Genomic DNA, 20,428 nt, shown 5'->3' on the forward strand with positions numbered 1-20,428 from the left:
CGCAGCGTTTGGAAGCCTCCAGGTCTTTAAACAGGCAGTCGCGCGGCTTAACGTTTTCGCCTGACGCGCAGCCGCCGGGTCGCGGTGGGGATAATGGGCTCCCATGGAACTACTCGCCCAGCTCATTGATTTCATCCTCCACGTCGACAAGCACCTCGAGCTGTTTGTTCAGGCCTACGGCATGTGGGTCTATGCCCTGCTGTTTGCAATTATTTTTGTAGAAACCGGTCTGGTGGTGATGCCGCTTCTGCCCGGTGACTCGCTGTTGTTTGTAGTGGGTGCCATGTGTGGCGCGGGGCTGCTGAGCTTTCCGCTGGCGGCGGGCCTGATGCTGGTGGCCGCGGTGCTGGGCGACCAATGCAACTACTCGGTCGGGCGGTACTTCGGGCCCCGCGTCTTTCAGTGGGAAAACAGCCGCTTCTTTAACAAGGCGGCGTTTGATCGAGCCCACGCGTTTTACGAGACCTACGGCGGTTTCACCATCATTGCCGCGCGGTTTATGCCGTTCTTGCGCACCTTCGTGCCCTTTGTGGGCGGCGTGGCACACATGAACCGCGCCAGATTCACCCTGTACAACGTGGTGGGCGGCTGCCTGTGGGTGCTGGGGGTGTGCGCAGCGGGCTACTTTCTGGGCAGCTTCCCCTGGGTGAAGGCGAATCTGGACAAGATCATCTGGGCCATGATTCTGGTGCCGGGCCTGGTGGTCGTGGCCGGGGCACTGCGCGCTCGGGGCGCAAAGCCCGCATAAGCCGCGTGGGGCCGCCGCCTAGCTGGTGGTGCGCTTGCGGGCCAGCGGAGGGTTCTTGGCGAAGTACGCCTGAATGCCGCGCATCAGCGCATCGGCCAGCTTGTTCTGGTAGTCGTCGCTATTGAGGCGCGCCTCTTCAACCGGGTTGCTGATGAACGCAGCCTCCACCAGTACGCTCGGAATATCGGGTGCCTTCAGCACCGCAAACGAGGCCTGCTCCACCCGCGGCTTGTGCAGCTTGCCGACCCGTTTGATCTCGCCCAGCAGGTTGCCGCCTAGCTTGAGGCTGTCGTTGATCTGGGCGGTGGTGCTCATGTCCAGCAGGGCGCGCTGCACGGTGGCGTCTTTGGCCTGGACGTTGAGCCCGCCCACGGTGTCGGCCTTGTTTTCCTGGTTTGCCATCCAGCGCGCGGCGCTGCTGGAGGCGCCGCCCTGGCTGAGGGCGAACACGCTGGCGCCCTGCGGGTCGGGCGTAAAAAAGGCATCGGCGTGGATGCTGATGAACAGGTCCGCCTGCACCCGCCGCGCCTTCTGCACCCGGGTGCCGAGGGGCACAAAGAAGTCTCCGTCGCGGGTCAGGAAGGCGCGCATCGCGTTGCCGTTCACGCTGCCGGCGTTGATGCGCTCACGCAGCAAATGCGCCAGCTTCAGCACCACATCTTTCTCGCGGGTGCCGCCAGGGCCGATGGCGCCGGGGTCCTCGCCGCCGTGGCCGGGGTCCAGTGCGATGACGATGAGGCGGTCTGTGCTGCCCTCAGCGCCCGCCGTATCTGCGCGCGCAGCTCCACTTTTTGTAGCATCCGTCGCGCGGCCCACTGCGCTGCCGGGGGCCTGCGTAGCCGCCACCGCGCCCGGCTTCAGGATGTGCTGCGCAATCAGGGCGTCCAGCGGGTCTTGGGTGGCGGACCCGGCGCCCGGGGTTGCAGGGTTCGCCCGGGCGTCAGCCACGCGTTCGTTGATCAGCGCATCCAGGGGGTCCACCTCGGCCACCGGGTAGAGGTCCAGCACCAGCCGGTGCCGGTAGGCCGCCACCGGCGCCAGGCTGAACACCTGCGGGCGGATCGGGTGCTTCAAGTCCACCACCAGACGCACGATATCGGGCGCGAACTGCCCCACGCGGATGCCCGCAATGTTGGGGTCGTCGGCCTTTACCTTGGCAACCAGCTCTTTGAGCGCGGGGTTGAGGGTGATGCCCTGAATATCCACCGCCAGCCGCGGCGGGCTGGGCACAAACAATTGCTTGGTGCTCAGCGAGGCGTCCGACTCAATCGTCACCCGCGAATACTCCGGCGCCGGCCAGACCCGCACCGTCATGATGGACGCGCCCCGGGCCAGCTCGGCAGCGCCCAGCGTCAGCACCATGCCCCCGGCCTGCAGCAGGGTGCGGCGCTTCACCGGCGGGCCTCCTCGGCGGCATGAAAGAGCGCCGACTGCACCAGTGCCGTACCCCGCGCGGTGCCGGGGCGCAGCCAGACCTCGCGGCTCGCGTCGTCCTGCGCGCGGATTTGCACCACCACGTCGGCCACCGGCAACATACCCGCAGCCTTGTCCGGCCATTCGGCAATCTTGAGGCCGGGGCTGGCGAACAGGTCGCGAAAGCCGGCCTCTTCCCATTCGCGCGGGTCGCTGAAGCGGTAGAAGTCGAAATGCCAGATGGACAGGCCGGGCAGCTCGTAGGGCTCCACCACCGCGTAGGTCGGGCTCTTGATGCGCCCGGCCACGCCCAGCGCCTGAAGCAGGTGGCGCACCAAGGTGGTTTTGCCGACCCCCAGGTCGCCTTGCAGGGCGATGAATGCGTCGCGGATTTCGGGCCGCGTGGCCCAGTGCGCAGCAAAGGCGGCCGTGTCTTCCTCCCCCGCCCACTGCAGCGAGGGGCTGCCGATGGCGCTTTCTACAATGGGGCGGTGACGATCAACAGCACTCAAAACTTGGCTCAATGTGGCGGTGACGGCGACAGCGCTCAGCTGCTCGCCTTGTTGCAGGGCTGGGCCCGGGAACTGGGATTCTCCCAAATTGGCGTTGCCGGTGTGGATTTGTCCAGCGCGGAGGCCGGATTATCGGCCTGGTTGTCGCAGGGTTTCCACGGTGGCATGGCGTACATGGCCCAGCACGGCCTGAAGCGCGCTCGTCCTGCCGAGCTGGTGCCCGGCACGGTGAGCGTGATTACCGCGCGCATGGACTATTTGCCGCGCGACACCCCGCCGGATTGGGCCGGGGCAGAGCTGGCCCGCCTGCAGCGCCCGCACGAGGGCATTGTCTCGGTCTACGCCCGCGGGCGGGACTACCACAAGGTCATGCGCAGCCGGCTGCAAAAGCTGGCTGAGCGGCTGGCGGGCCATGTGGGGCCATTGGGCTACCGCGTGTTTACCGATAGCGCCCCGGTGCTAGAGGCTGAACTGGCCCAGCGCAGCGGGCAGGGCTGGCGCGGCAAACACACGCTGCTGCTGCACCGCGAGGCGGGCTCCATGTTTTTTTTGGGTGAGATTTACATCGACCTCGCACTGCCCGCCACCGCGCCGCTGGACGCCCACTGCGGCAGCTGCAGCGCCTGCATCAGCGCCTGCCCCACCGGCGCCATCGTCGCCCCGCACCGGCTGGACGCGCGGCGCTGCATCTCCTACCTCACCATCGAGCACGACGGCCCCATTCCGCTGCAGCTGCGCCCGCTGATTGGCAACCGCATCTACGGCTGCGACGATTGCCAGCTGGTCTGCCCCTGGAACAAGTTCGCCCAACGCAGCACCTTGCCCGACTTTGATGCGCGCCACAGCCTGTCGGCCCCGCAGCTCGCTACCCTGCTGGACTGGACGGAAGACACCTTTCTGGCCCAGACCGAAGGCAGCCCCATCCGCCGCATCGGACACACCCGCTGGCTGCGCAACGTGGCAGTGGCCATCGGCAACGCCTTGCGCGCCGACGCGCTGCAAGCCCTGCCCGAAGCCGAAGCCCGCACCGCCCGTAGTGCCATGCTGCAAGCTCTGCAACGCCGGACCACGCACCCGGACGCGGTGGTGCGGGAGCATGTCGAGTGGGCGATGGCCGCGGCCACCGCCCCGGCTTAAAGCCCCTGTAAAACCCCCAAAGCAAAAGGCAGGCTCACCACGCCCAAGATGGTGGACAGCGTGACCAGCGCCGCCACATAGGCTCCGTCGTAGCCCATGCGGGCTGCCAGCACATAGCAGGTGGAGGCGGTGGGCAGGGCAGAGAAGGCCAGCAGGATGGTGGTCTGCAGGGTATCCAGACTAAAGAGCCGCGCAATCCACCACGCAACCACCGGCGACAACAGATGCCGGATGGACAGCACCGCGACTGCCAGCGTCTTGGCGCGCGCCAGGGCGCCAATCTGCATGCCCGCACCCGCGGCCATCAGCCCCATCGCCAGCGACGCCGCGCCGAGGCGTGTCACCGTTGGCTCCAGCCAGTCGGGCATCCGAAAGCCGGCCAGGTTGCAGACGAGCCCGCCGACGGTGGCAAGGATGAGCGGGTTGCGGATGAGCTCTGCAGCAAAACCGCGCTGCGCATGGCGCGCCATAGGCCACACCGCCGCCACATTGAACAAGGGCACGCACACCCCGATCAGCACCGCAATCAGCTGCAGGCCCTGCGGCCCCGCCAGTCGCTCGGCAATGGCCAGGCCGATAAAGGAGTTAAAACGAAACGCAATCTGCGCGCTGGCGGCGTGGTCGCGCCCGGGCATGTAATGCCGCAGCACCGGCAGGTGCGGCAGCAGGTAGGCCAGCGCGATGCCGACCAGCCCGAGCGTCCAACCGGCCGCCATCAGCTTGGAGGCCAGCCCCAGATCCAGCGGGCTTTTCACAATCGAGTGAAACAGCAGCACCGGAAAGAGCAGGTAATACACCAGCGACTCCACCTTCTCCCACAAGGCGCGGTTGAGCTGGGTGTAGCGGCATACGAGGTAGCCCAGCAGGATGAGAGAAAAGTCCGGAAACAGGAGCTGCGCGTAATTCACCGGCGCGAGGATACCAGCCCACCCCGGGCGGGTACCCACTAGTGGTTCCACCGTATAGACCCGCATGAAGCAAGCCCCTTACCATGGGGGCTCAGCGCTGACCAGCGCAACCCGGCAATCGAAAGGAACCCGCAATGAACCGTCACATCTTATTGTCCATGGCGCTGCTGGCCTCATCCGGCCTGGCTTCGGCGCAAAACTACCCGAACAGACCCATCAAGCTGCAGGTGCCCTTTGCGCCCGGCGGCACGACCGACATCATCGCCCGTGTGATTGCCGACCCGCTGGGCAAGGTGCTGGGGCAGAGCGTGGTGGTGGAAAACAAAGCCGGCGGCGGCGGCGTGGTGGGCGCCAATGAAACGGCCAAGGCCGCGCCCGATGGCTACTCGCTAGGCATTGCCACGGTGTCTACCGTGGCCTCCAACCCTGCCATCAACCCCAAGAACCCCTACAACCCTTTGACCGACTTCACCCCCATCATCAATGTGGCGGCCACTCCTAATGTGATAGCAGTGCACCCCAGCTTTCCTGCCCGGGACTACAAGGAATTCCTGGCCGAGCTAAAGAAGAGCCCGGGAAAACACTCTTACGCCTCTTCGGGCACCGGCGGCATCGGGCACATGCAGACCGAGCTCTTTAAGAGCCTGACCGGCACCTACATCACCCACATTCCCTACCGCGGCGCCGGCCCCGCGCTCAACGACACCGTGGGCGGCCAAGTCCCCATGATTTTTGACAACCTGCCGTCGGCCTTGCCATTTATTACCTCGAACAAGCTCGTCGCCATCGTGGTGGCAGCGCCGCAGCGCCTGAGCCAGATGCCCAACGTGCCAACCTTCAAGGAGGTGGGGCTGGAGCCGGTCAACCGCATGGCGTTTTATGGCATCTACGGCCCCAAGGGCCTGCCGAAGGACGTGGTCGACAAGGTGAATGCCGGCGTGCGCAAGGTGCTGGAAGATCCGGCCATTCGTAAGCGCATTGAAGACACCGGCTCGCTGGTGGTGGGTAACTCACCCGAGCAGTTCGCGGCGCAAATCAAGGCCGAATTCGAGACTTACCAGAAGGTGGTGGACTCGGCCAAGCTCAAGCTGGATTGACGCCACGGTATGGCAGCGCGCAAGGCCGCAGGGGATGAGGGCGCGAGCGCCTTAGACCCGTCGATTGACGGCTTCGTCGACGCTCTCTGGCTCGAAGAAGGACTCTCGAAAAATACCCTGCAGGCCTACCGGCGCGATCTGGCGATGTTCGCGCAGTTTTTGAAGGGCAAGCCCCTGCTGCACGCGCAAGAGGCCGACTTGCAGGCCTATTTTTCCTTCCGCCACAGCGAGAGCAAGGCCACTACCGCCAACCGGCGCTTAACGGTGTTCAAGCGGTTTTTCCGCTGGGCCTTGCGGGAAGGACGCATCAGCGCGGACCCCACCCTGAAGATGCAGGCCGCTAAGCAGGCCCTGCGGGTGCCCAAGGTGTTGAGCGAGGCGCAGGTGGAGGCGCTCTTGAATGCGCCCGATATCGACACTGCGCTGGGCCTTCGGGACAAGGCCATGCTGGAGCTGATGTATGCCAGCGGCCTGCGGGTCAGTGAGCTGGTGGGCCTGCGCATGGTGCAGCTCGGCCTCAATGAGGGCGTGTTGCGCGTGACCGGCAAGGGCTCCAAAGAGCGGCTGGTGCCTTTTGGCGAGGTGGCCGCGCTCTGGCTGCAGCGCTATCTGGCGGGCCCGAGGGCGGAGCTGCTGGCGGGCCGCCAGAGTGCCGATGTGTTTGTGACCGCGCGGGGCATGAAGGCAGGCAGCGCGATGAGCCGGGTGATGTTCTGGGGGCTAGTCAAGCGCTATGCCCTGCGGGCGGACGTCCGGGTGCCCCTTTCTCCGCATACCTTGCGCCATGCGTTTGCCACGCATCTGCTCAACCACGGCGCGGACTTGCGCTCGGTGCAGATGCTGCTGGGGCATGCAGATATTTCCACCACCACGATCTACACCCATATCGCGCGGGACCGGCTGGCCTCGCTGCACGCCCGGCATCACCCCAGGGGCTGACAGGCCGATGCGGGGCGGGTTGGGCCGTCTATTCCTGCCCGAGGGTTTCGGCCCAGGCCAGCGCTTGCAGGTGGGCCCAGTTGATTTGTCGGTCGGTCAGTTGCAGCGTCCGGGCGCTGTCGGCGAAGGCCAGGTCGTCGCCACTTTCACAGGCCAATGCGAGCTTCAAATACTCGGACATGGGCCCGCTGCGGTGCAGCAGCGCGTCGCTCACGACCTGCGGAAGGGGTAAGTTGGCCAGGGCGGCTTCCATGGACATGCCCAGCAGACTGTCAAGCAGTGAAAAAACGCCAATCACAAAGGCGTGGTCGCAGTCTTCAGGGGGCAGGGTTTCGGCTGCCAGCAATTCCATCAGCCGCCCGCGCACCACGGCAGTGGTGCCGACCGCAGGTGCCACGCCGCTGTTGGCGGAGGTGGTCATCAGCAGGGCAGCCCACTTAAAGAGTTTCTTCAGCCCCAGCAGCATGACCGCGTGCTTGAACGAAGTGACCTCGGTCTGCAAGCCAAATCCAGCCGAGTTGATGAAGCGCAGCAGGTTGAACGACAGTGTGGGGTCGCGCTTGAGGACTTCTTCGATGTCGGCCGTGCTGGCCTGCTTGCGCACCAGATCAATCAGCTGAAGTATGGCCGCCTGCGAGGGCCGCAGGGACTGGCCCTCAATCAGGGTGGGCTTGGCAAACCAGTAGCCCTGAAAAAGCGTCACACCCAGTGCCTTGAGCCGGGTGAATTGCTCTTCGGTTTCCACCTTCTCTGCTATCAGTTGTGCCGTAGTTTTGCTGCGCGCCATCTGAACCAATGAGGCCAGTGCGGGCCCGGTCAAGAAGCTCACATCGAGCTTGATGTAGGCGGCCAGGGGCAACCACGACTCGTACGACGGAGCCATTACGGTGTGGTCAAACGCCAGCTTGAAGCCGCGGGCCTGCGTACTTTGCAGCGCAGGCAGGCGTAGATCAATCTGGTCAAACTGCGCATGCGAGAGGGGCGGAATCTCCAACACCACATGCTCAGGCGCGACCAGGTCCAGGTGGCCGCCGGACAGGCTGTCGTGGGTGCAGTTGATGAACAGCAAGGTCTTGCCAACTTGCGTTTCGCCGTCACTCAGGGTGAGCAAATTAAAGAGCGCCTGGGCGTCGGTCGAGGCGGTGTGGGCGTGCTCGGAGACGCTGCGGTTAAACAGCTCGTACGCGACGATTTCCTTCGCATCGTTCACGATGGCTTGCCGCGCTACGGAGGTGGTCATGGGGCAGCTTTCAGGGAGATCATCAGAGCAGCTCAATAGGGGAGCCGCATTCTAGGTCGGCAGTTGTGACACATCAGGCGTGGCGGTGCCGCATTCCGCGTGGAGCCTGGCCATCTCTTGAGCGGTAAAGCCGGCTGCCATGCGGGCTGCGGTGTTCAACGGCGGCTTGGGCCGCGGGGCGCCGTGCCGCAGGGCGGCCTGGGCGTAAAAAGCGTCGGCATCGCGCTGGTGCATGTGGCACAGCCAGCGGTACCAGCGGTTGCCGGTCGCTACATGGCCGATTTCGTCGTCAAGGATGACCTGCAAAATGCCTTGCGCCTCCAGCGCCTGTGGCGTTCCTACTTTGGCGAGCTTGGCCTGAATGAGCGGCGTGGCGTCCAGCCCCCGCGCCTCCAGGGTGCGGGGCACCAGTGCCATGCGTGCCACCACATCCTGTGCCGTGTTGTCGCACATGGTCCAAAGGCCCGTATGCGCTGCAAAGTCGCCATAAAGGTGGCCCAGCGTTTGAAGGTGCGTCTCGAGCATCATGAAATGCTTAGCCTCCTCGCTGGCAACATGCGCCCAGTCGCGGTAAAAGGATTCCGGCAGCCCGGCAAAGCGCCAGATGCAATCCAGCGCCAGGTCGATGGCGTTGAACTCGATGTGCGCAATCGAATGCATCAAGGCCGCATGCCCCGTGGCGGTAAAGGGCGAGCGCCGGGGCACGGCGGTGTGCTCCACCAGTGCGGGGCGTTCGGGCCGGCCGGGGCCCGATGCGTGCTTTATGAGCAGCTCGGTATCCACAGTCGCCGTTTCCACCAGCGCCCCCAGCGACAAGGCCGCATGCGCTTTGGCGTGGGGGGATGCGGTCGTGTAGGCGGCAAGGGCAAGGGCTCGGAGTTCCATCTTTACAATTCTAGTTTTCCAGGCCGGAGGGGCAGCAATGGCAATTTATCAACTCGATGGTGTGGCGCCAGTGCTCGCGCCCGGCGCTTGGGTGGCTGACAGCGCCACGGTGATTGGCAATGTGGAGCTGGGTGAGGATTCCAACGTCTGGTTCGGGGCGGTGTTGCGTGGAGACACTGCGGCCATTCGTATTGGCGCAGGCACCAACATTCAAGACGCCAGCGTGCTGCATGTCGACAAAGACAAGCCGCTGACCATTGGCGATAACGTCACCGTGGGGCATCAGGTGGTGCTGCACGGTTGCACCGTGGGCGATGGCTCGCTGATCGGCATCGGCGCGGTGGTGTTGAACGGCGCGCGCATCGGCAAGAGCTGCCTGGTCGGAGCCGGCTCGCTGGTGACCGAGGGCAAGGAATTCCCCGACGGCAGCCTGATCATGGGCCGGCCTGCGACGGTTGTGCGTGATTTGACCGACGAGCAAAAGCAAAACTTGTTTGCCAGCGCGCGCCACTATGTGGCCAACGCCCAGCGTTACAACGCAGGCCTGAAAAAGATCGCCTAGTTGCCGGCCCGCATGGGGCCTCATTTTTTGGGAGTAGGTGCATGTCTGAGCTGCACAAGTTTTTGTTTGATGGCTTGCCCGTGCGCGGCGCCATCGTCCGCCTGACGGATGCGTGGCAGGAAATTTTGCGCCGCCGCGCCTCGAACTCCGAGCACGGCGCTTACCCCGCAGAGGTGCAAGCGCTGTTGGGTGAGATCACGGCGGCTGCCGCCCTGATGCAGGCCAATATCAAGTTTGACGGCGCATTGGTGCTGCAGATTTTTGGCGACGGGCCCCTCAAGCTGGTGGTATCGGAGATGCAGCCGGACTTCAGTTTTCGCTCCACCGCCACGGTGGTGGGCGAGGTGGCTGCGGGCTTGTCGTTGAGCGGCATGGTCAACCGCACCAGCCAGGGCCGTTGCGCCATCACCCTGGATCCGAAAGCCAAGTTTCCCGGGCAGCAGCCTTACCAGGGCGTGGTGCCTTTGTTTGACGACGCGGGCCAGCCGCTGGAGCGTATCAGCGAGGTGTTGGAGCATTACATGCTGCAAAGCGAGCAGCTCGACACCACGCTGGTGCTGGCGGCCGATGGCAATGTGGCGGCCGGTTTGCTGATTCAGCGACTGCCGATGGCTGGCGCGGGCAATCTGGCGGGCAGCATGGTCTCGCGCGACAACGAAGACCAGATCGGGCTCAACGAACACTACAACCGCATCGCCATTCTGGCCCGCAGCCTGAAGGCCGAGGAGCTGCTGCAGCTGGATGTGGATACGGTCTTGCACCGCCTGTTCTGGGAAGAGCCGCTGACCCGGTTTGAGCCGCTGATAGGTCCGAGCGCGCCGCGTTTTGCTTGCAGTTGCAGTCGCGAACGGGTGGCAAAAATGATTGTCAGCCTCGGGCGCGAAGAGGCGCAGAGCATCTTGTCAGAGCGCGAAGACATTGAGGTGGGCTGCGAGTTTTGCGGCGTGCAGTACCGCTTTGACGCGGTGGACGCGGCGCAGTTGTTTACCGACGCGGCGCAGTTGCTCCAGGGCAATGCGGGCCCGCATTAAGGCCGGATAAGACGCTCACGCGCCTGTGGTGAGACCCTGAAAAAGCTTATGTTCGCAGGCGGAGTCTGAGCATTTTTCACAGCCCGACATCCAGCGCTGGTAGGTTCGCGACTCCGCATCTGCACCTTCGGTCTGCGGCATGACGGCCGCCCACGCCGCCCGCAGGCGCTGCTCGCCCCGGCCGTACACCATGGCGTGCGCGATGTTGTTCTGCTCGAGCACCGCCTTCAGGCGCTCGTGAATGGCCGACTGCCCCGCGGGGCCGTCCCGCAGATAGCCATCGGCCACCCAGGGTAAGTCCAGCGCAGTGACCAACACATGGGTGAAGCTTGCCAAATGGGCCAGGGCCATCGGGTAAAGGCTGCCATCGGCAAACAGAACATCGCTGTAAACCGCGGTCATCAGGGGCGTAGTGTCTGCCACAACAATGCCGGTTGCGGTATCGACACGGCGTGCCTGTTCATAGGCAATTGCGGCTTGCTCTGCCGCGCGCGGCGTGCGCTTGTGGGCAAGGCACCATTCGCGCAGGTATTCATCCACCGCGGTGGCGGCTGAACCGGCCTCGGTGAGCGCTTGCGCCAGTCCGTCGCTCAGGGTGCTTTTGCCGGTGGACTCCGCGCCGAGGATGGCGATTTTCACGGCATGCGCGTAGCGTTAGCGGGCAATCTGAACGTAAATTTCGTTCGCCTTGACCATACCCAATTCCGAGCGCGCCTTTTCTTCCACGATCTCCAGCCCCTCTTTGAGGTCGTGGATTTCGGCTTCCAGCCGCTCGTTGGCCTGCAGCGCCTGCGTGTTGCGCTGCTTCTGGTCGTCCAGCTGTTGCGAGAGCATCGCGACATTGGGAAGGCTCCCTCGACCGAACCACAACTGCCCCTGAATGATCAGCAGCAAGGCGATCAAAACGGCAGGGACCCAGCGGTTTCCCATGGCAGTGGTTCGGTCTCGGGTCGTGCTTAACGCAGGTTGTAGAAGGCAGCGCGGCCAGGGTACACAGCCACTTCGCCGAGGTCTTCTTCGATGCGCAGCAGCTGGTTGTATTTGGCCATGCGGTCGGAGCGGCTGAGCGAGCCGGTCTTGATTTGGCCGGCGTTGGTACCCACCGCGATGTCGGCGATGGTGGAGTCCTCGGTTTCGCCCGAGCGGTGGCTGATGACGGCGGTGTAGCCGGCGCGCTTGGCCATCTCAATCGCAGCGAAGGTCTCGGACAGGGTGCCGATCTGGTTGATCTTGATCAGGATGGAGTTGGCGATGCCCTTCTCGATGCCTTCTTTCAGGATCTTGGTGTTGGTGACGAACAGGTCGTCTCCGACGATTTGCACCTTCTTGCCCAGGCGGTCGGTAAGGACTTTCCAGCCATCCCAGTCGCCTTCGGCCATGCCGTCTTCGATGCTGATGATGGGGTACTTGTCGACCCAGGTGGCAAGCATGTCGGTCCATTCCTGGGCGGTCAGGCTCAGGCCTTCGCCTTCGAGCTCGTACTTCCCGCCTTTGTAAAACTCGGACGCGGCGCAGTCCAGGCCCAGCGCGATTTGCTCGCCCGCTGTGTAGCCGGCCTTGTCAATCGCTTGGAGGATCATTTGGATCGCGGCTTCATGGTTGGCCACATTAGGGGCAAAGCCGCCTTCGTCGCCCACGGCGGTGCTGATGCCCTGGTCGTGCAGGATTTTCTTGAGCGCGTGGAAGACTTCGGCGCCCCAGCGCAGGGCTTCGCGGAAGCTGGGCGCTCCCACGGGGATGATCATCAGCTCTTGGAGGTCTAGGTTGTTGTTGGCGTGCTCGCCGCCGTTCATGACGTTCATCATGGGTACCGGCATTTGCACGCTGCCCATGCCGCCGAAGTAGCGGTAGAGGGGCAGGCCGGCTTCTTCGGCAGCAGCGCGGGCCACGGCCATCGACACCGCCAGCATGGCATTGGCGCCCAGGCGTGACTTGTTTTCGGTACCGTCGAGGTCAATCAGGGTCTTGTCCAGAAAGGCTTGTTCCGAGGCGTCGAGGCCCAGCACGGCTTCTGAGATTTCAGTGTTGATGTGTTCAACCGCCTTGAGCACGCCCTTGCCGAGGTAGCGGCTTTTGTCACCATCGCGCAGTTCGATGGCTTCGCGCGAGCCGGTGGATGCGCCGGAGGGCACGGCCGCGCGGCCCATGGTGCCCGATTCCAGCAGCACATCACATTCAACGGTGGGATTACCGCGGGAGTCCAGGATTTCGCGGCCGACGATGTCAACAATTGCGCTCATTAGTTTCTTTCAAGTTCAAAAACACACAAACAAAAAACGTCACGGTTCATCATGCATCCGTTCACTGGAAGTTGTTTTCCAGGAGCGGGGTTGTTTTGGTGACGGAATCCAGCGCCACCAGGGTTTCGAGCAGGGCCTTCATGTGGTGCAGTGGCACAGCGTTCGGGCCGTCAGACCAGGCTTCGGAGGGGTGGGGATGGGTCTCCATAAAGAGGCCTGCCACACCTGCCGCCACGCCGGCTCTGGCCAACACAGGCACCATGTCGCGCGCGCCGCCGCTGCTGGAGCCAAGACCGCCTGGCTTCTGAACGGAGTGGGTCACATCGAACACCACCGGCGCGCCGGACTTGCGCATCTCGGCCAGGCTGGTCATGTCGGCCACCAGGTTGTTGTAGCCAAAGCTCACGCCGCGTTCGCAGGCCAGAAAGCGGTCGGGGGGCAAGCCGACTTCTTCGGCTGCGGCGCGCGCCTTGTCGATGACATTTTTCATGTCCCATGGGGCGAGAAACTGGCCTTTTTTGATGTTCACCGGCTTGCCCGATTGGGCGACAGCGCGGATGAAATCCGTTTGCCGACACAAGAAGGCGGGTGTCTGCATCACATCCACCACACTGGCAACAGCCGCGACATGGGACTCATCGTGCACGTCCGTCAGGATGGGTAGCTGGAGCTGGCGGCGGACCTCGTCCAGGATTTTTAAGCCCGCGTCCAGGCCAACGCCGCGCCTGCTGGTGCCGGAGGAGCGGTTGGCCTTATCGAAGGAGCCCTTGTAAATCAGCGGAATGCCCAGCGGTGCGCAAATTTCTTTGAGCCGGCCGGCCACATCAATGGACATTTCCAGCCCCTCGATGGAGCAGGTGCCGGCAATCAGGAAGAAGCGTTGATCCAAGCCAACGTCGAAGCCGCAAAGTTTCATCACGCAACCGCCTTTAAATTTTTACCGCCGCCCTGGTAGTCGACTGCTGCCTTGATGAAGGCATTGAACAGGGGATGGCCGTCCCATGGGGTGGACTTGAATTCGGGGTGGAATTGCACGCCCACGTACCAAGGGTGCGCGTCCTGCGGGAGCTCCACGATTTCCGTGAGCTGCTCGCGCTGGGTCAGGGCCGAAATTATCAATCCCGATGCGCGCAGGGTGTCGAGGTAATTCACGTTGGCCTCATACCGGTGGCGGTGGCGCTCGGTAACCACATCGCCGTAGATGCGGTGGGCCAGAGTGTTCTTGGCGACGTCAGAACTCTGCGCACCCAGGCGCATGGTGCCACCGAGGTCGGAATTCGCATCGCGGGTTTTGATGGTTCCGTCGGCGTCTCTCCATTCGGTGATCAGGGCAATCACCGGGTTGGGACTGTCGGGCTCGAATTCGGTGCTGTTGGCTTCCTTCAAGCCTGCCACGTGGCGGGCAAATTCGATGGTGGCCACTTGCATTCCCAGGCAGATGCCGAGGTAGGGCACTTTGTTTTCGCGGGCAAAGCGCGCGGTGCTGATCTTGCCTTCGATGCCGCGCTTGCCGAATCCGCCGGGCACCAGAATCGCGTCGTACTTTGCGAGCTGACTCACGCTGTTGCTGTCGATGGTTTCCGAATCCACGTGCTCAATTTTGACCCGCACATGGTTTTTCATGCCGGCGTGGCGCAGGGCCTCGTTGACCGACTTGTAGCTGTCGGTGAGGTCGACATATTTGCCCACCATGGCAATGGTGACTTCGCCGCGGGGGTGCTCGGTCTCGTAGACCAGATCGTCCCAGCGCTTGAGGTTGGCGGGCGGCGTGTTCAGGCGCAGCTTATCGCAAATCAGGCCATCCAATCCCTGCTCGTGCAGCATGCGGGGCACTTTGTAGATGGTGTCTACGTCCCACATCGAGATCACGCCCCATTCGGGCACGTTGGAGAACAACGAAATCTTGGAGCGTTCTTCATCCGGAATCGGACGGTCAGCCCGACAGAGCAGGGCGTCGGCCTGGATGCCGATTTCACGCAGTTGCTTGGCGGTGTGCTGGGTGGGTTTGGTCTTGAGTTCGCCTGCCGCGGCAATCCAGGGCACATAGCTCAAGTGCACAAACGCGCTGTTGTTGGCGCCGAGCTTGAGGCTCATCTGGCGCACCGCCTCCAGAAACGGCAGGGACTCGATGTCGCCCACTGTGCCGCCGATTTCAACAATGGCTACGTCCACTGCGTCAGGCTCACCAAAGCGGGCGCCGCGTTTGACGAATTCCTGGATTTCGTTGGTGACGTGCGGAATGACCTGCACCGTTTTACCCAGGTAGTCGCCACGCCGCTCTTTGTCGAGCACGCTTTTGTAAATTTGCCCGGTGGTGAAGTTGTTGGTCTTGCGCATGCGCGTTTCAATGAAACGCTCGTAATGGCCGAGGTCGAGGTCGGTTTCGGCGCCGTCGTCGGTTACAAAAACCTCGCCGTGCTGCAGCGGGGACATGGTGCCGGGGTCGACGTTGAGGTAGGGATCGAGCTTGATGAGGGTGACTGTCAAGCCCCGCGATTCGAGGATCGCAGCGAGGGAGGCTGAGGCGATTCCCTTGCCGAGGGAGGACACCACACCGCCGGTGACGAAGACAAATTTGGTCATGTCAGGGGCGAACCTTGCGGTTCGATGAGGTGGTAAAGCCAAATTATAGGCGTCTGCTACATTGCGGCGGACTGGGGCGACGCCATCCATCAGGCGGCCTCCACATTGCGAGCATGACATGGATCTTCACGGTAAGCACATAGTTCTGGGGTTGACGGGCGGCATTGCCTGCTACAAGGCGGCGGAGGTGTGCCGCGCGCTGGTCAAGCAGGGCGCCACCGTGCAGGTGGTGATGACCGAGGCGGCCGCCCAGTTCATCACGCCGGTGACCATGCAGGCCCTGAGCACCCGGCCGGTGTATGACTCGCAGTGGGACGCGCGGGAGCGGAACAACATGCCCCACATCAACCTCAGTCGGGAAGCTGACGCTATCTTGATTGCGCCTTGCAGCGCCGACTTCATGGCCAAACTGCTGCACGGGCGGGCGGATGATTTGTTGAGCCTGATGTGCCTGGCCCGCCCGATCGACAAGGTGCCTTTGATCATCGCTCCGGCCATGAACCGTGAAATGTGGTCGCATCCCGCAACCCAACGAAATCTCGCGCAACTGCGCGCGGACGGCACGCACGTGCTCGGGGTCGGCAATGGCGACCAAGCCTGCGGCGAGACCGGCGACGGGCGCATGCTGGAGCCTGATGAATTGCTCGAAGAGTTGTCGGCTTTTTTTCAGCCCAAGCTGCTGTCCGGGCACAAGGTCGTTATCACCGCGGGGCCGACTTTTGAAGCCATAGACCCGGTACGCGGCATCAGCAATCTCTCGAGCGGCAAGATGGGCTTTGCCATCGCGCGTGCCGCGCACGAAGCCGGCGCCGAGGTGAGTCTGATCGCCGGCCCGGTGGCTCTGCCGACTCCGCGGGGAGTGCGTCGTTTCGATGTGAAATCAGCGCTCAATATGCATGCAGCCGCCGTGGAATATGCGCAGACAGCTAGCATTTTTATAGCAACGGCGGCGGTGGCCGACTGGCGGCCTGCCGCTGAGTCACCGCACAAAATCAAAAAAGATGGTAGCGGTCCGGCTCCGGAGCTTGTGTTTGTAGAAAACCCCGACATCCTGGCCGAGGTGGCTGCATCGCCCCGCGCGGCCGAGGGGGCCTTGTTTTGTGTGGGCTTTGCCGCGGAAAGCCACGATCTGCTGATGCACGCTACCGCCAAGCGGCTGCGCAAAAGCGTGCCGCTGCTGGTGGGCAACCTGGGGCCAGCCACTTTTGGCCAAGATGACAATGCCCTGCTGCTGGTAGACGCAAACGGCGCGACCGAGCTGCCCCGCAACAGCAAACTCCACCTGGCCCGGCAGTTGGTCGCTGAAATTGCCAGGCGTCTGAATTCCCACTGAAAAATCCCCATGAAAATCGACGTCAAAATTATCGATCCCCGCCTGCAGGACAACCTTCCCGCCTACGCCACGCCCGGCAGCGCGGGGCTGGACTTGCGGGCTTGCCTGGACGCACCGCTGGTGTTGGCTCCCAACGCATGGCAGCTGGTGCCCACCGGGCTTGCCATGTATTTGCAAGACCCGGCCTACGCCGCCCTCATCCTGCCGCGCTCAGGGCTGGGTCACAAACACGGCATCGTGCTGGGAAATCTGGTGGGATTGATTGATAGCGACTACCAGGGGCAGCTCATGGTGAGCGCCTGGAACCGCAGCGAGGTGCCGTTCACCATCGAGCCGATGGAGCGCATTGCCCAACTGGTTATCGTGCCGGTGGTGCAGGCGCAGTTTCATGTGGTGAGCGAGTTTCCCGCGTCACAGCGCGGCGAAGGGGGCTACGGCTCTACCGGAAAGGCCTGAGCCGGCTTTCGGGCACGGGCCCGGTGCGAGTCCGGCGCCCCAAGCCTCAGCCCCTGTAGCTCCGGATTGCGGTTAGTGCAGGTGGTCGTTGCCAGGCGCGTGTTTGTGCGGGGCCTGGACTCGAAAGAAGCCCGTGCCCAAGGTGCCGGCGTTTACTTCTTCGTCAGTGGCTTCGCGCACCGACTCAATCTTCATCTGCAGCCGGATGGCAATGCCGGCCAGGGGGTGGTTGCCATCCAGCACCACATGCTCAGGGTAAATGTCGGTCACAGCGTAGAGCGCGTCTTTGGGCGCGTCGGGGTTGCAGCCCTCGGGCAACGCATAGCCTTCCATGGTCAGGCCCTCCTGCAAGTCGGCGGGAAACAATGCGCGCGGCTCCAGAAAAATCAGCTGGTCGTTGAAGTCCCCAAAGGCCTGGTCCGGCTCGATTTGCAGTTGCACTTTGTCACCGGCGAAGTGACCTTGTAGCGCGGTTTCGATAGATGGCAGCAGGTCATTGCCGCCCAGTAAAAATTCAACCGGCTCGTCCAAAACGTCCAGTTCCTCGCCCAGTGTGTCTTTCAGCGTCCAGGTAAGGGCAACGACGCAAGGTGTGGTGATTTCCATAGGCGAGAATTGTCCCATGAACATCCAAGATCCACTCCAGCTGCTCGGCGGCATCAGCCCGCACACTTTCATGCAACGCTATTGGCAAAAAAAGCCATTGCTCATCCGGCAAGCCATTCCCGGCTTTGCGCCCATCCTCGAGCGTATTGAGCTGATGGACCTCGCCGCCCAGGAAGATGTGGAGTCGCGTTTGGTCGTGCAAGACCTCAGCGGCAAAGGCTCTGGCTGGAAGTTCAAACAAGGCCCCTTCGGCCGTAAAGCGATTCCGCCATTCAAGCAAGCCGGCTGGACCCTGCTGGTGCAAGGCGTGGACCTGCATGACGAACGCATGCATGGGCTGATCAACCAATTCCGCTTTGTTCCCGACGCGCGGCTGGACGATGTGATGATCAGCTACGCCACCGACCAGGGCGGCGTAGGGCCCCACTTCGACAGTTACGACGTGTTCCTCTTGCAGGCCCACGGCCGTCGCCGCTGGCGCATCGGGCGACAAAAAGATTTGTCTCTGCGGGAAGATTTGCCACTCAAAATATTGGCGAATTTCGAGCCCGAGGAAGAGTTCGTTCTCGAACCCGGCGACATGCTTTATTTGCCGCCCAAATATGCCCATGACGGCATTGCCGAGGGCGACTGCATGACCTATTCCATTGGATTCCGCGCGCCCTCGCAGGCCGAGCTGGCGCAGGAATTGCTGCAGCGGCTCTCCGAGCAGGCCGCCGAAGACCTGCCCGCCACGCTCTACTCCGACCCCAAGCAGCCGGCGGTGGAAGGCAGTGGTTCCATGCCAGCGGCGATGCTTGAGTTTGCGCAAGCCGCCGTGCATGCCGCGCTAAAGGATCCCAAATCCGTTGCCCGCGCTTTGGGTGAGTACCTGAGCGAGCCCAAAGCGCAGGTTTGGTTTGATGGGGAAGGTCGCGCCGCGGATGGCGCCATCCGTTTAGACCGGCGCAGCCGCATGCTCTATGACGAGCACCATGTTTTCATCAATGGCGAGAGTTTTCTTGCGGCCGGGCGGGATGCCCGGCTGATGCGGCGACTGGCCGATCAGCGTAGCTTGAGTGCTCTAGAGGTGCGCCGTTTGAGTGCCGGCGCCTTGGAGTTGGTGCAGGACTGGTGCGATGCCGGATGGTTGCATGTCGAGGACTGACTGGGCACTGCAGTGGTGCGTTGACGGCCATAAAGGGTTAACCCTTAAGTGTCCATTTGTGCCTTGTATACTTCATCGCGCTGGCGGAAAGAGATCGAATGCTTTCTGCCAGGGCTGGGCAGCTTGCTACCCAGACAATTTCCGGAAATTGTTTCGTTAACTCACTACATAAAGTATTTACAAATGAACAAGTCTCTCGTTTTGGCAGCTCTGATCGCTGCTGCTGCTTTGGCTGCTTGCGGTAAAAAAGAAGAAGCCGCTGCTCCTGCCCCTGCACCCGCTCCTGCGGCTGTTGAAGCGCCTGCTGCTCCCGCAGCCGCCGCCCCAGCTCCCGCTGCTGAAGCTCCTGCTGCAGCCGCTGCCCCCGCTGCCCCCGCAGCAGCAGCTCCCGCTGAGCCTGCCAAGAAGTAATTTCTTGCAGACGAAAAAAAACCACCGCGAGGTGGTTTTTTTTCCCCTGTCAGCCGCGCGGGACCCTGCCCGCACCCTTACCGGATGTCGTCGGCCAAGATTTTCACAATCCGCTGCGCGGTGTCAGACCCGACTGGCGTGCCGTTGGTGTCCAGAACGCTGACGGTCGATTTGTCGCCAGCACTTTTCACCGCGATCTGGAACTTCGTAGCTTCGGTGGCCTTGTTTGAGCCGCTAAATAGCTTGCTGAAGAATCCAGGCTCGGTGTCGTCGGATGTAAGGGCCTGATAGCGCACAAAGTACACCCCCTGCTTGCGATCGCGGTCTTCCACAGTGAATCCGGTGCGGTCCAGCGCCAGGCCGGTGCGACGCCAGGCCCTGTCAAAACCCTCGTCGAGCTGGACGACGGGATGACCATTGACGGTGGCAACCAATGCGACTTGCTTGGGCGTGCTGTTGGCGACCAGCGCCTTGGATTGCTCCTGGGAAACACCCAGCTTGACCATCAGGCGGCGCAGGAATTCGGCCTCCAGCTCGGGGTCTGCCGCGCGGGGCTGCCAGACTGTCTGGCCCACGCGGTCTGTGGTGTATACCTCGACCATGCCACGGTGGCTGATGAAGATTTCGGTGTTGCCGCTCGCATCGCGCTCCAGACGCGTTCGGAATTTATCGCGCTCGGGGGTGGAATAGAAGGTGTCCAGCAACCTGCCCAGAGAGGCGCGGATGAAGTCCTGCGGGATCTTGGCGCGGTTCTCAGCCCAATCGGTTTCCATGATGCCCAGCTTGTCCTGGTCCAAGGCCAGCAGAAAGCCGTTTTCCTGCCAGAACTCTTTCACCGGCTCCCACAACTTGTCGGCCGGGCGGTTGACCACCAGCCACCGCTGGTTGCCGGTGCGCTCGATGCGCACGTCGCCCACCGATGTCGCGGCAATCGCGGTTTTCGAGGTTTCAGCCGTGCCGGCCTTGGATGCGTTGACCGAAACCGCGCCACCCACCACGCTGTAAGGCGTGTCTTTGCTCAATTGGGTGAGGTCAGGGGGTACGTCCAGTTTGGGCGCTTTGGCCGTAGCCCGGTAATCCACCTTGTCAGTCTCAAGCGCAGCGCATGCGCCCAGGGCCAGGGTCACACCGAGCAGAACAACTTTGGAAATGGAATTCACGGATATCCTCAAAAAAATGC

22 protein-coding genes are annotated in these 20,428 nt (G+C 62.8%); 9 read left to right on the forward strand and 13 right to left on the reverse strand.

Annotated features, from left to right (window positions below):
* Positions 1-103: 103 nt before the first annotated feature.
* Complete coding sequence (locus Q0O05_RS02655) at positions 104-748, forward strand: VTT domain-containing protein (RefSeq protein WP_293660343.1); 645 nt, start codon at positions 104-106, stop codon at positions 746-748.
* Between the two features lie 18 nt (positions 749-766).
* Here the strand turns inward: Q0O05_RS02655 and Q0O05_RS02660 are convergent, their stop codons facing one another.
* Positions 767-2,110 carry an N-acetylmuramoyl-L-alanine amidase gene (locus Q0O05_RS02660; protein WP_293660377.1) on the reverse strand — a complete coding sequence of 448 codons (1,344 nt, stop codon included), beginning with the start codon at positions 2,108-2,110 and terminating at the stop codon, positions 767-769.
* 29 nt (positions 2,111-2,139) lie between these two features.
* Positions 2,140-2,646, reverse strand: coding sequence for a tRNA (adenosine(37)-N6)-threonylcarbamoyltransferase complex ATPase subunit type 1 TsaE (gene tsaE, locus Q0O05_RS02665; RefSeq protein WP_293660378.1), 507 nt, complete (start codon positions 2,644-2,646; stop codon positions 2,140-2,142).
* 78 nt (positions 2,647-2,724) lie between these two features.
* Here tsaE and queG point away from each other — a divergent pair, with 78 nt between their 5' ends.
* Positions 2,725-3,810, forward strand: coding sequence for a tRNA epoxyqueuosine(34) reductase QueG (gene queG / locus Q0O05_RS02670; protein ID WP_293660379.1), 1,086 nt, complete (start codon positions 2,725-2,727; stop codon positions 3,808-3,810).
* On the opposite strand, the gene Q0O05_RS02675 is transcribed toward queG, so the two are convergent.
* Positions 3,807-4,718 (reverse strand): AEC family transporter, encoded by a 912-nt coding sequence (locus tag Q0O05_RS02675; protein ID WP_293660380.1) that lies wholly within the window; start codon positions 4,716-4,718, stop codon positions 3,807-3,809. The two genes, queG and Q0O05_RS02675, sit on opposite strands and share 4 nt — an antisense overlap.
* Before the next feature lie 134 nt (positions 4,719-4,852).
* Here Q0O05_RS02675 and Q0O05_RS02680 point away from each other — a divergent pair, with 134 nt between their 5' ends.
* Together Q0O05_RS02680 and xerD are read left to right on the forward strand one after the other, a co-directional pair.
* Positions 4,853-5,815, forward strand: a complete 963-nt coding sequence (locus tag Q0O05_RS02680; RefSeq protein ID WP_293660344.1) for a tripartite tricarboxylate transporter substrate binding protein BugE — start codon at positions 4,853-4,855, stop codon at positions 5,813-5,815.
* Positions 5,816-5,824: 9 nt separating this feature from the next.
* Positions 5,825-6,754 carry a site-specific tyrosine recombinase XerD gene (gene xerD, locus Q0O05_RS02685; protein WP_293660345.1) on the forward strand — a complete coding sequence of 310 codons (930 nt, stop codon included), beginning with the start codon at positions 5,825-5,827 and terminating at the stop codon, positions 6,752-6,754.
* Positions 6,755-6,782: 28 nt separating this feature from the next.
* Here the strand turns inward: xerD and Q0O05_RS02690 are convergent, their stop codons facing one another.
* Both Q0O05_RS02690 and Q0O05_RS02695 read right to left on the reverse strand, forming a co-directional pair.
* Complete coding sequence (locus Q0O05_RS02690) at positions 6,783-7,994, reverse strand: HDOD domain-containing protein (RefSeq protein ID WP_293660346.1); 1,212 nt, start codon at positions 7,992-7,994, stop codon at positions 6,783-6,785.
* Positions 7,995-8,045: 51 nt separating this feature from the next.
* Positions 8,046-8,879 carry a ferritin-like domain-containing protein gene (locus Q0O05_RS02695; protein WP_293660347.1) on the reverse strand — a complete coding sequence of 278 codons (834 nt, stop codon included), beginning with the start codon at positions 8,877-8,879 and terminating at the stop codon, positions 8,046-8,048.
* 37 nt (positions 8,880-8,916) lie between these two features.
* Between Q0O05_RS02695 and Q0O05_RS02700 the strand changes: the two genes are divergently transcribed.
* A complete protein-coding gene (locus Q0O05_RS02700; protein WP_293660348.1) occupies positions 8,917-9,441 on the forward strand; it encodes a gamma carbonic anhydrase family protein in 525 nt (174 codons plus the stop codon).
* A gap of 41 nt (positions 9,442-9,482) precedes the next feature.
* Positions 9,483-10,472, forward strand: coding sequence for an Hsp33 family molecular chaperone HslO (locus tag Q0O05_RS02705; RefSeq protein WP_293660349.1), 990 nt, complete (start codon positions 9,483-9,485; stop codon positions 10,470-10,472).
* 15 nt (positions 10,473-10,487) lie between these two features.
* On the opposite strand, the gene Q0O05_RS02710 is transcribed toward Q0O05_RS02705, so the two are convergent.
* From Q0O05_RS02710 to Q0O05_RS02730, 5 genes are all read right to left on the reverse strand, one after another.
* Positions 10,488-11,111 (reverse strand): AAA family ATPase, encoded by a 624-nt coding sequence (locus Q0O05_RS02710; RefSeq protein WP_293660350.1) that lies wholly within the window; start codon positions 11,109-11,111, stop codon positions 10,488-10,490.
* 15 nt (positions 11,112-11,126) lie between these two features.
* A complete protein-coding gene (locus tag Q0O05_RS02715; RefSeq protein WP_293660351.1) occupies positions 11,127-11,402 on the reverse strand; it encodes a septum formation initiator family protein in 276 nt (91 codons plus the stop codon).
* Between the two features lie 26 nt (positions 11,403-11,428).
* Positions 11,429-12,712, reverse strand: coding sequence for a phosphopyruvate hydratase (gene eno / locus Q0O05_RS02720; protein ID WP_293660352.1), 1,284 nt, complete (start codon positions 12,710-12,712; stop codon positions 11,429-11,431).
* A 61-nt stretch (positions 12,713-12,773) separates the two neighbouring features.
* Positions 12,774-13,628: a 3-deoxy-8-phosphooctulonate synthase gene (gene kdsA, locus Q0O05_RS02725; RefSeq protein WP_293660353.1), complete on the reverse strand. Its 855-nt coding sequence runs from the start codon at positions 13,626-13,628 to the stop codon at positions 12,774-12,776.
* Positions 13,628-15,295: a CTP synthase gene (locus Q0O05_RS02730; RefSeq protein WP_293660354.1), complete on the reverse strand. Its 1,668-nt coding sequence runs from the start codon at positions 15,293-15,295 to the stop codon at positions 13,628-13,630. The genes kdsA and Q0O05_RS02730 overlap by 1 nt, the downstream gene beginning before the upstream one ends.
* Positions 15,296-15,413: 118 nt before the next feature.
* Between Q0O05_RS02730 and coaBC the strand changes: the two genes are divergently transcribed.
* Together coaBC and dut are read left to right on the forward strand one after the other, a co-directional pair.
* Positions 15,414-16,628: a bifunctional phosphopantothenoylcysteine decarboxylase/phosphopantothenate--cysteine ligase CoaBC gene (gene coaBC, locus Q0O05_RS02735; RefSeq protein WP_293660355.1), complete on the forward strand. Its 1,215-nt coding sequence runs from the start codon at positions 15,414-15,416 to the stop codon at positions 16,626-16,628.
* Between the two features lie 9 nt (positions 16,629-16,637).
* Positions 16,638-17,084: a dUTP diphosphatase gene (gene dut / locus Q0O05_RS02740; RefSeq protein ID WP_293660356.1), complete on the forward strand. Its 447-nt coding sequence runs from the start codon at positions 16,638-16,640 to the stop codon at positions 17,082-17,084.
* A 72-nt stretch (positions 17,085-17,156) separates the two neighbouring features.
* On the opposite strand, the gene Q0O05_RS02745 is transcribed toward dut, so the two are convergent.
* Positions 17,157-17,690 carry an FKBP-type peptidyl-prolyl cis-trans isomerase gene (locus Q0O05_RS02745; protein WP_293660357.1) on the reverse strand — a complete coding sequence of 178 codons (534 nt, stop codon included), beginning with the start codon at positions 17,688-17,690 and terminating at the stop codon, positions 17,157-17,159.
* 16 nt (positions 17,691-17,706) lie between these two features.
* On the opposite strand from Q0O05_RS02745, the gene Q0O05_RS02750 reads away from it, so the two are divergent.
* Positions 17,707-18,837, forward strand: a complete 1,131-nt coding sequence (locus Q0O05_RS02750) for a cupin domain-containing protein (protein WP_293660358.1) — start codon at positions 17,707-17,709, stop codon at positions 18,835-18,837.
* A gap of 37 nt (positions 18,838-18,874) precedes the next feature.
* On the opposite strand, the gene Q0O05_RS02755 is transcribed toward Q0O05_RS02750, so the two are convergent.
* Complete coding sequence (locus Q0O05_RS02755; protein ID WP_293660359.1) at positions 18,875-19,273, reverse strand: hypothetical protein; 399 nt, start codon at positions 19,271-19,273, stop codon at positions 18,875-18,877.
* A gap of 52 nt (positions 19,274-19,325) precedes the next feature.
* On the reverse strand, positions 19,326-20,408 hold the full coding sequence (gene bamC, locus Q0O05_RS02760; protein WP_293660360.1) for an outer membrane protein assembly factor BamC: 1,083 nt from the start codon (positions 20,406-20,408) through the stop codon (positions 19,326-19,328).
* Positions 20,409-20,428 lie beyond the last annotated feature (20 nt).

The organism is Rhodoferax sp. OV413 (genome assembly GCF_945881795.1).
Classification (GTDB): Bacteria; Pseudomonadota; Gammaproteobacteria; order Burkholderiales; family Burkholderiaceae_C; genus Allorhodoferax.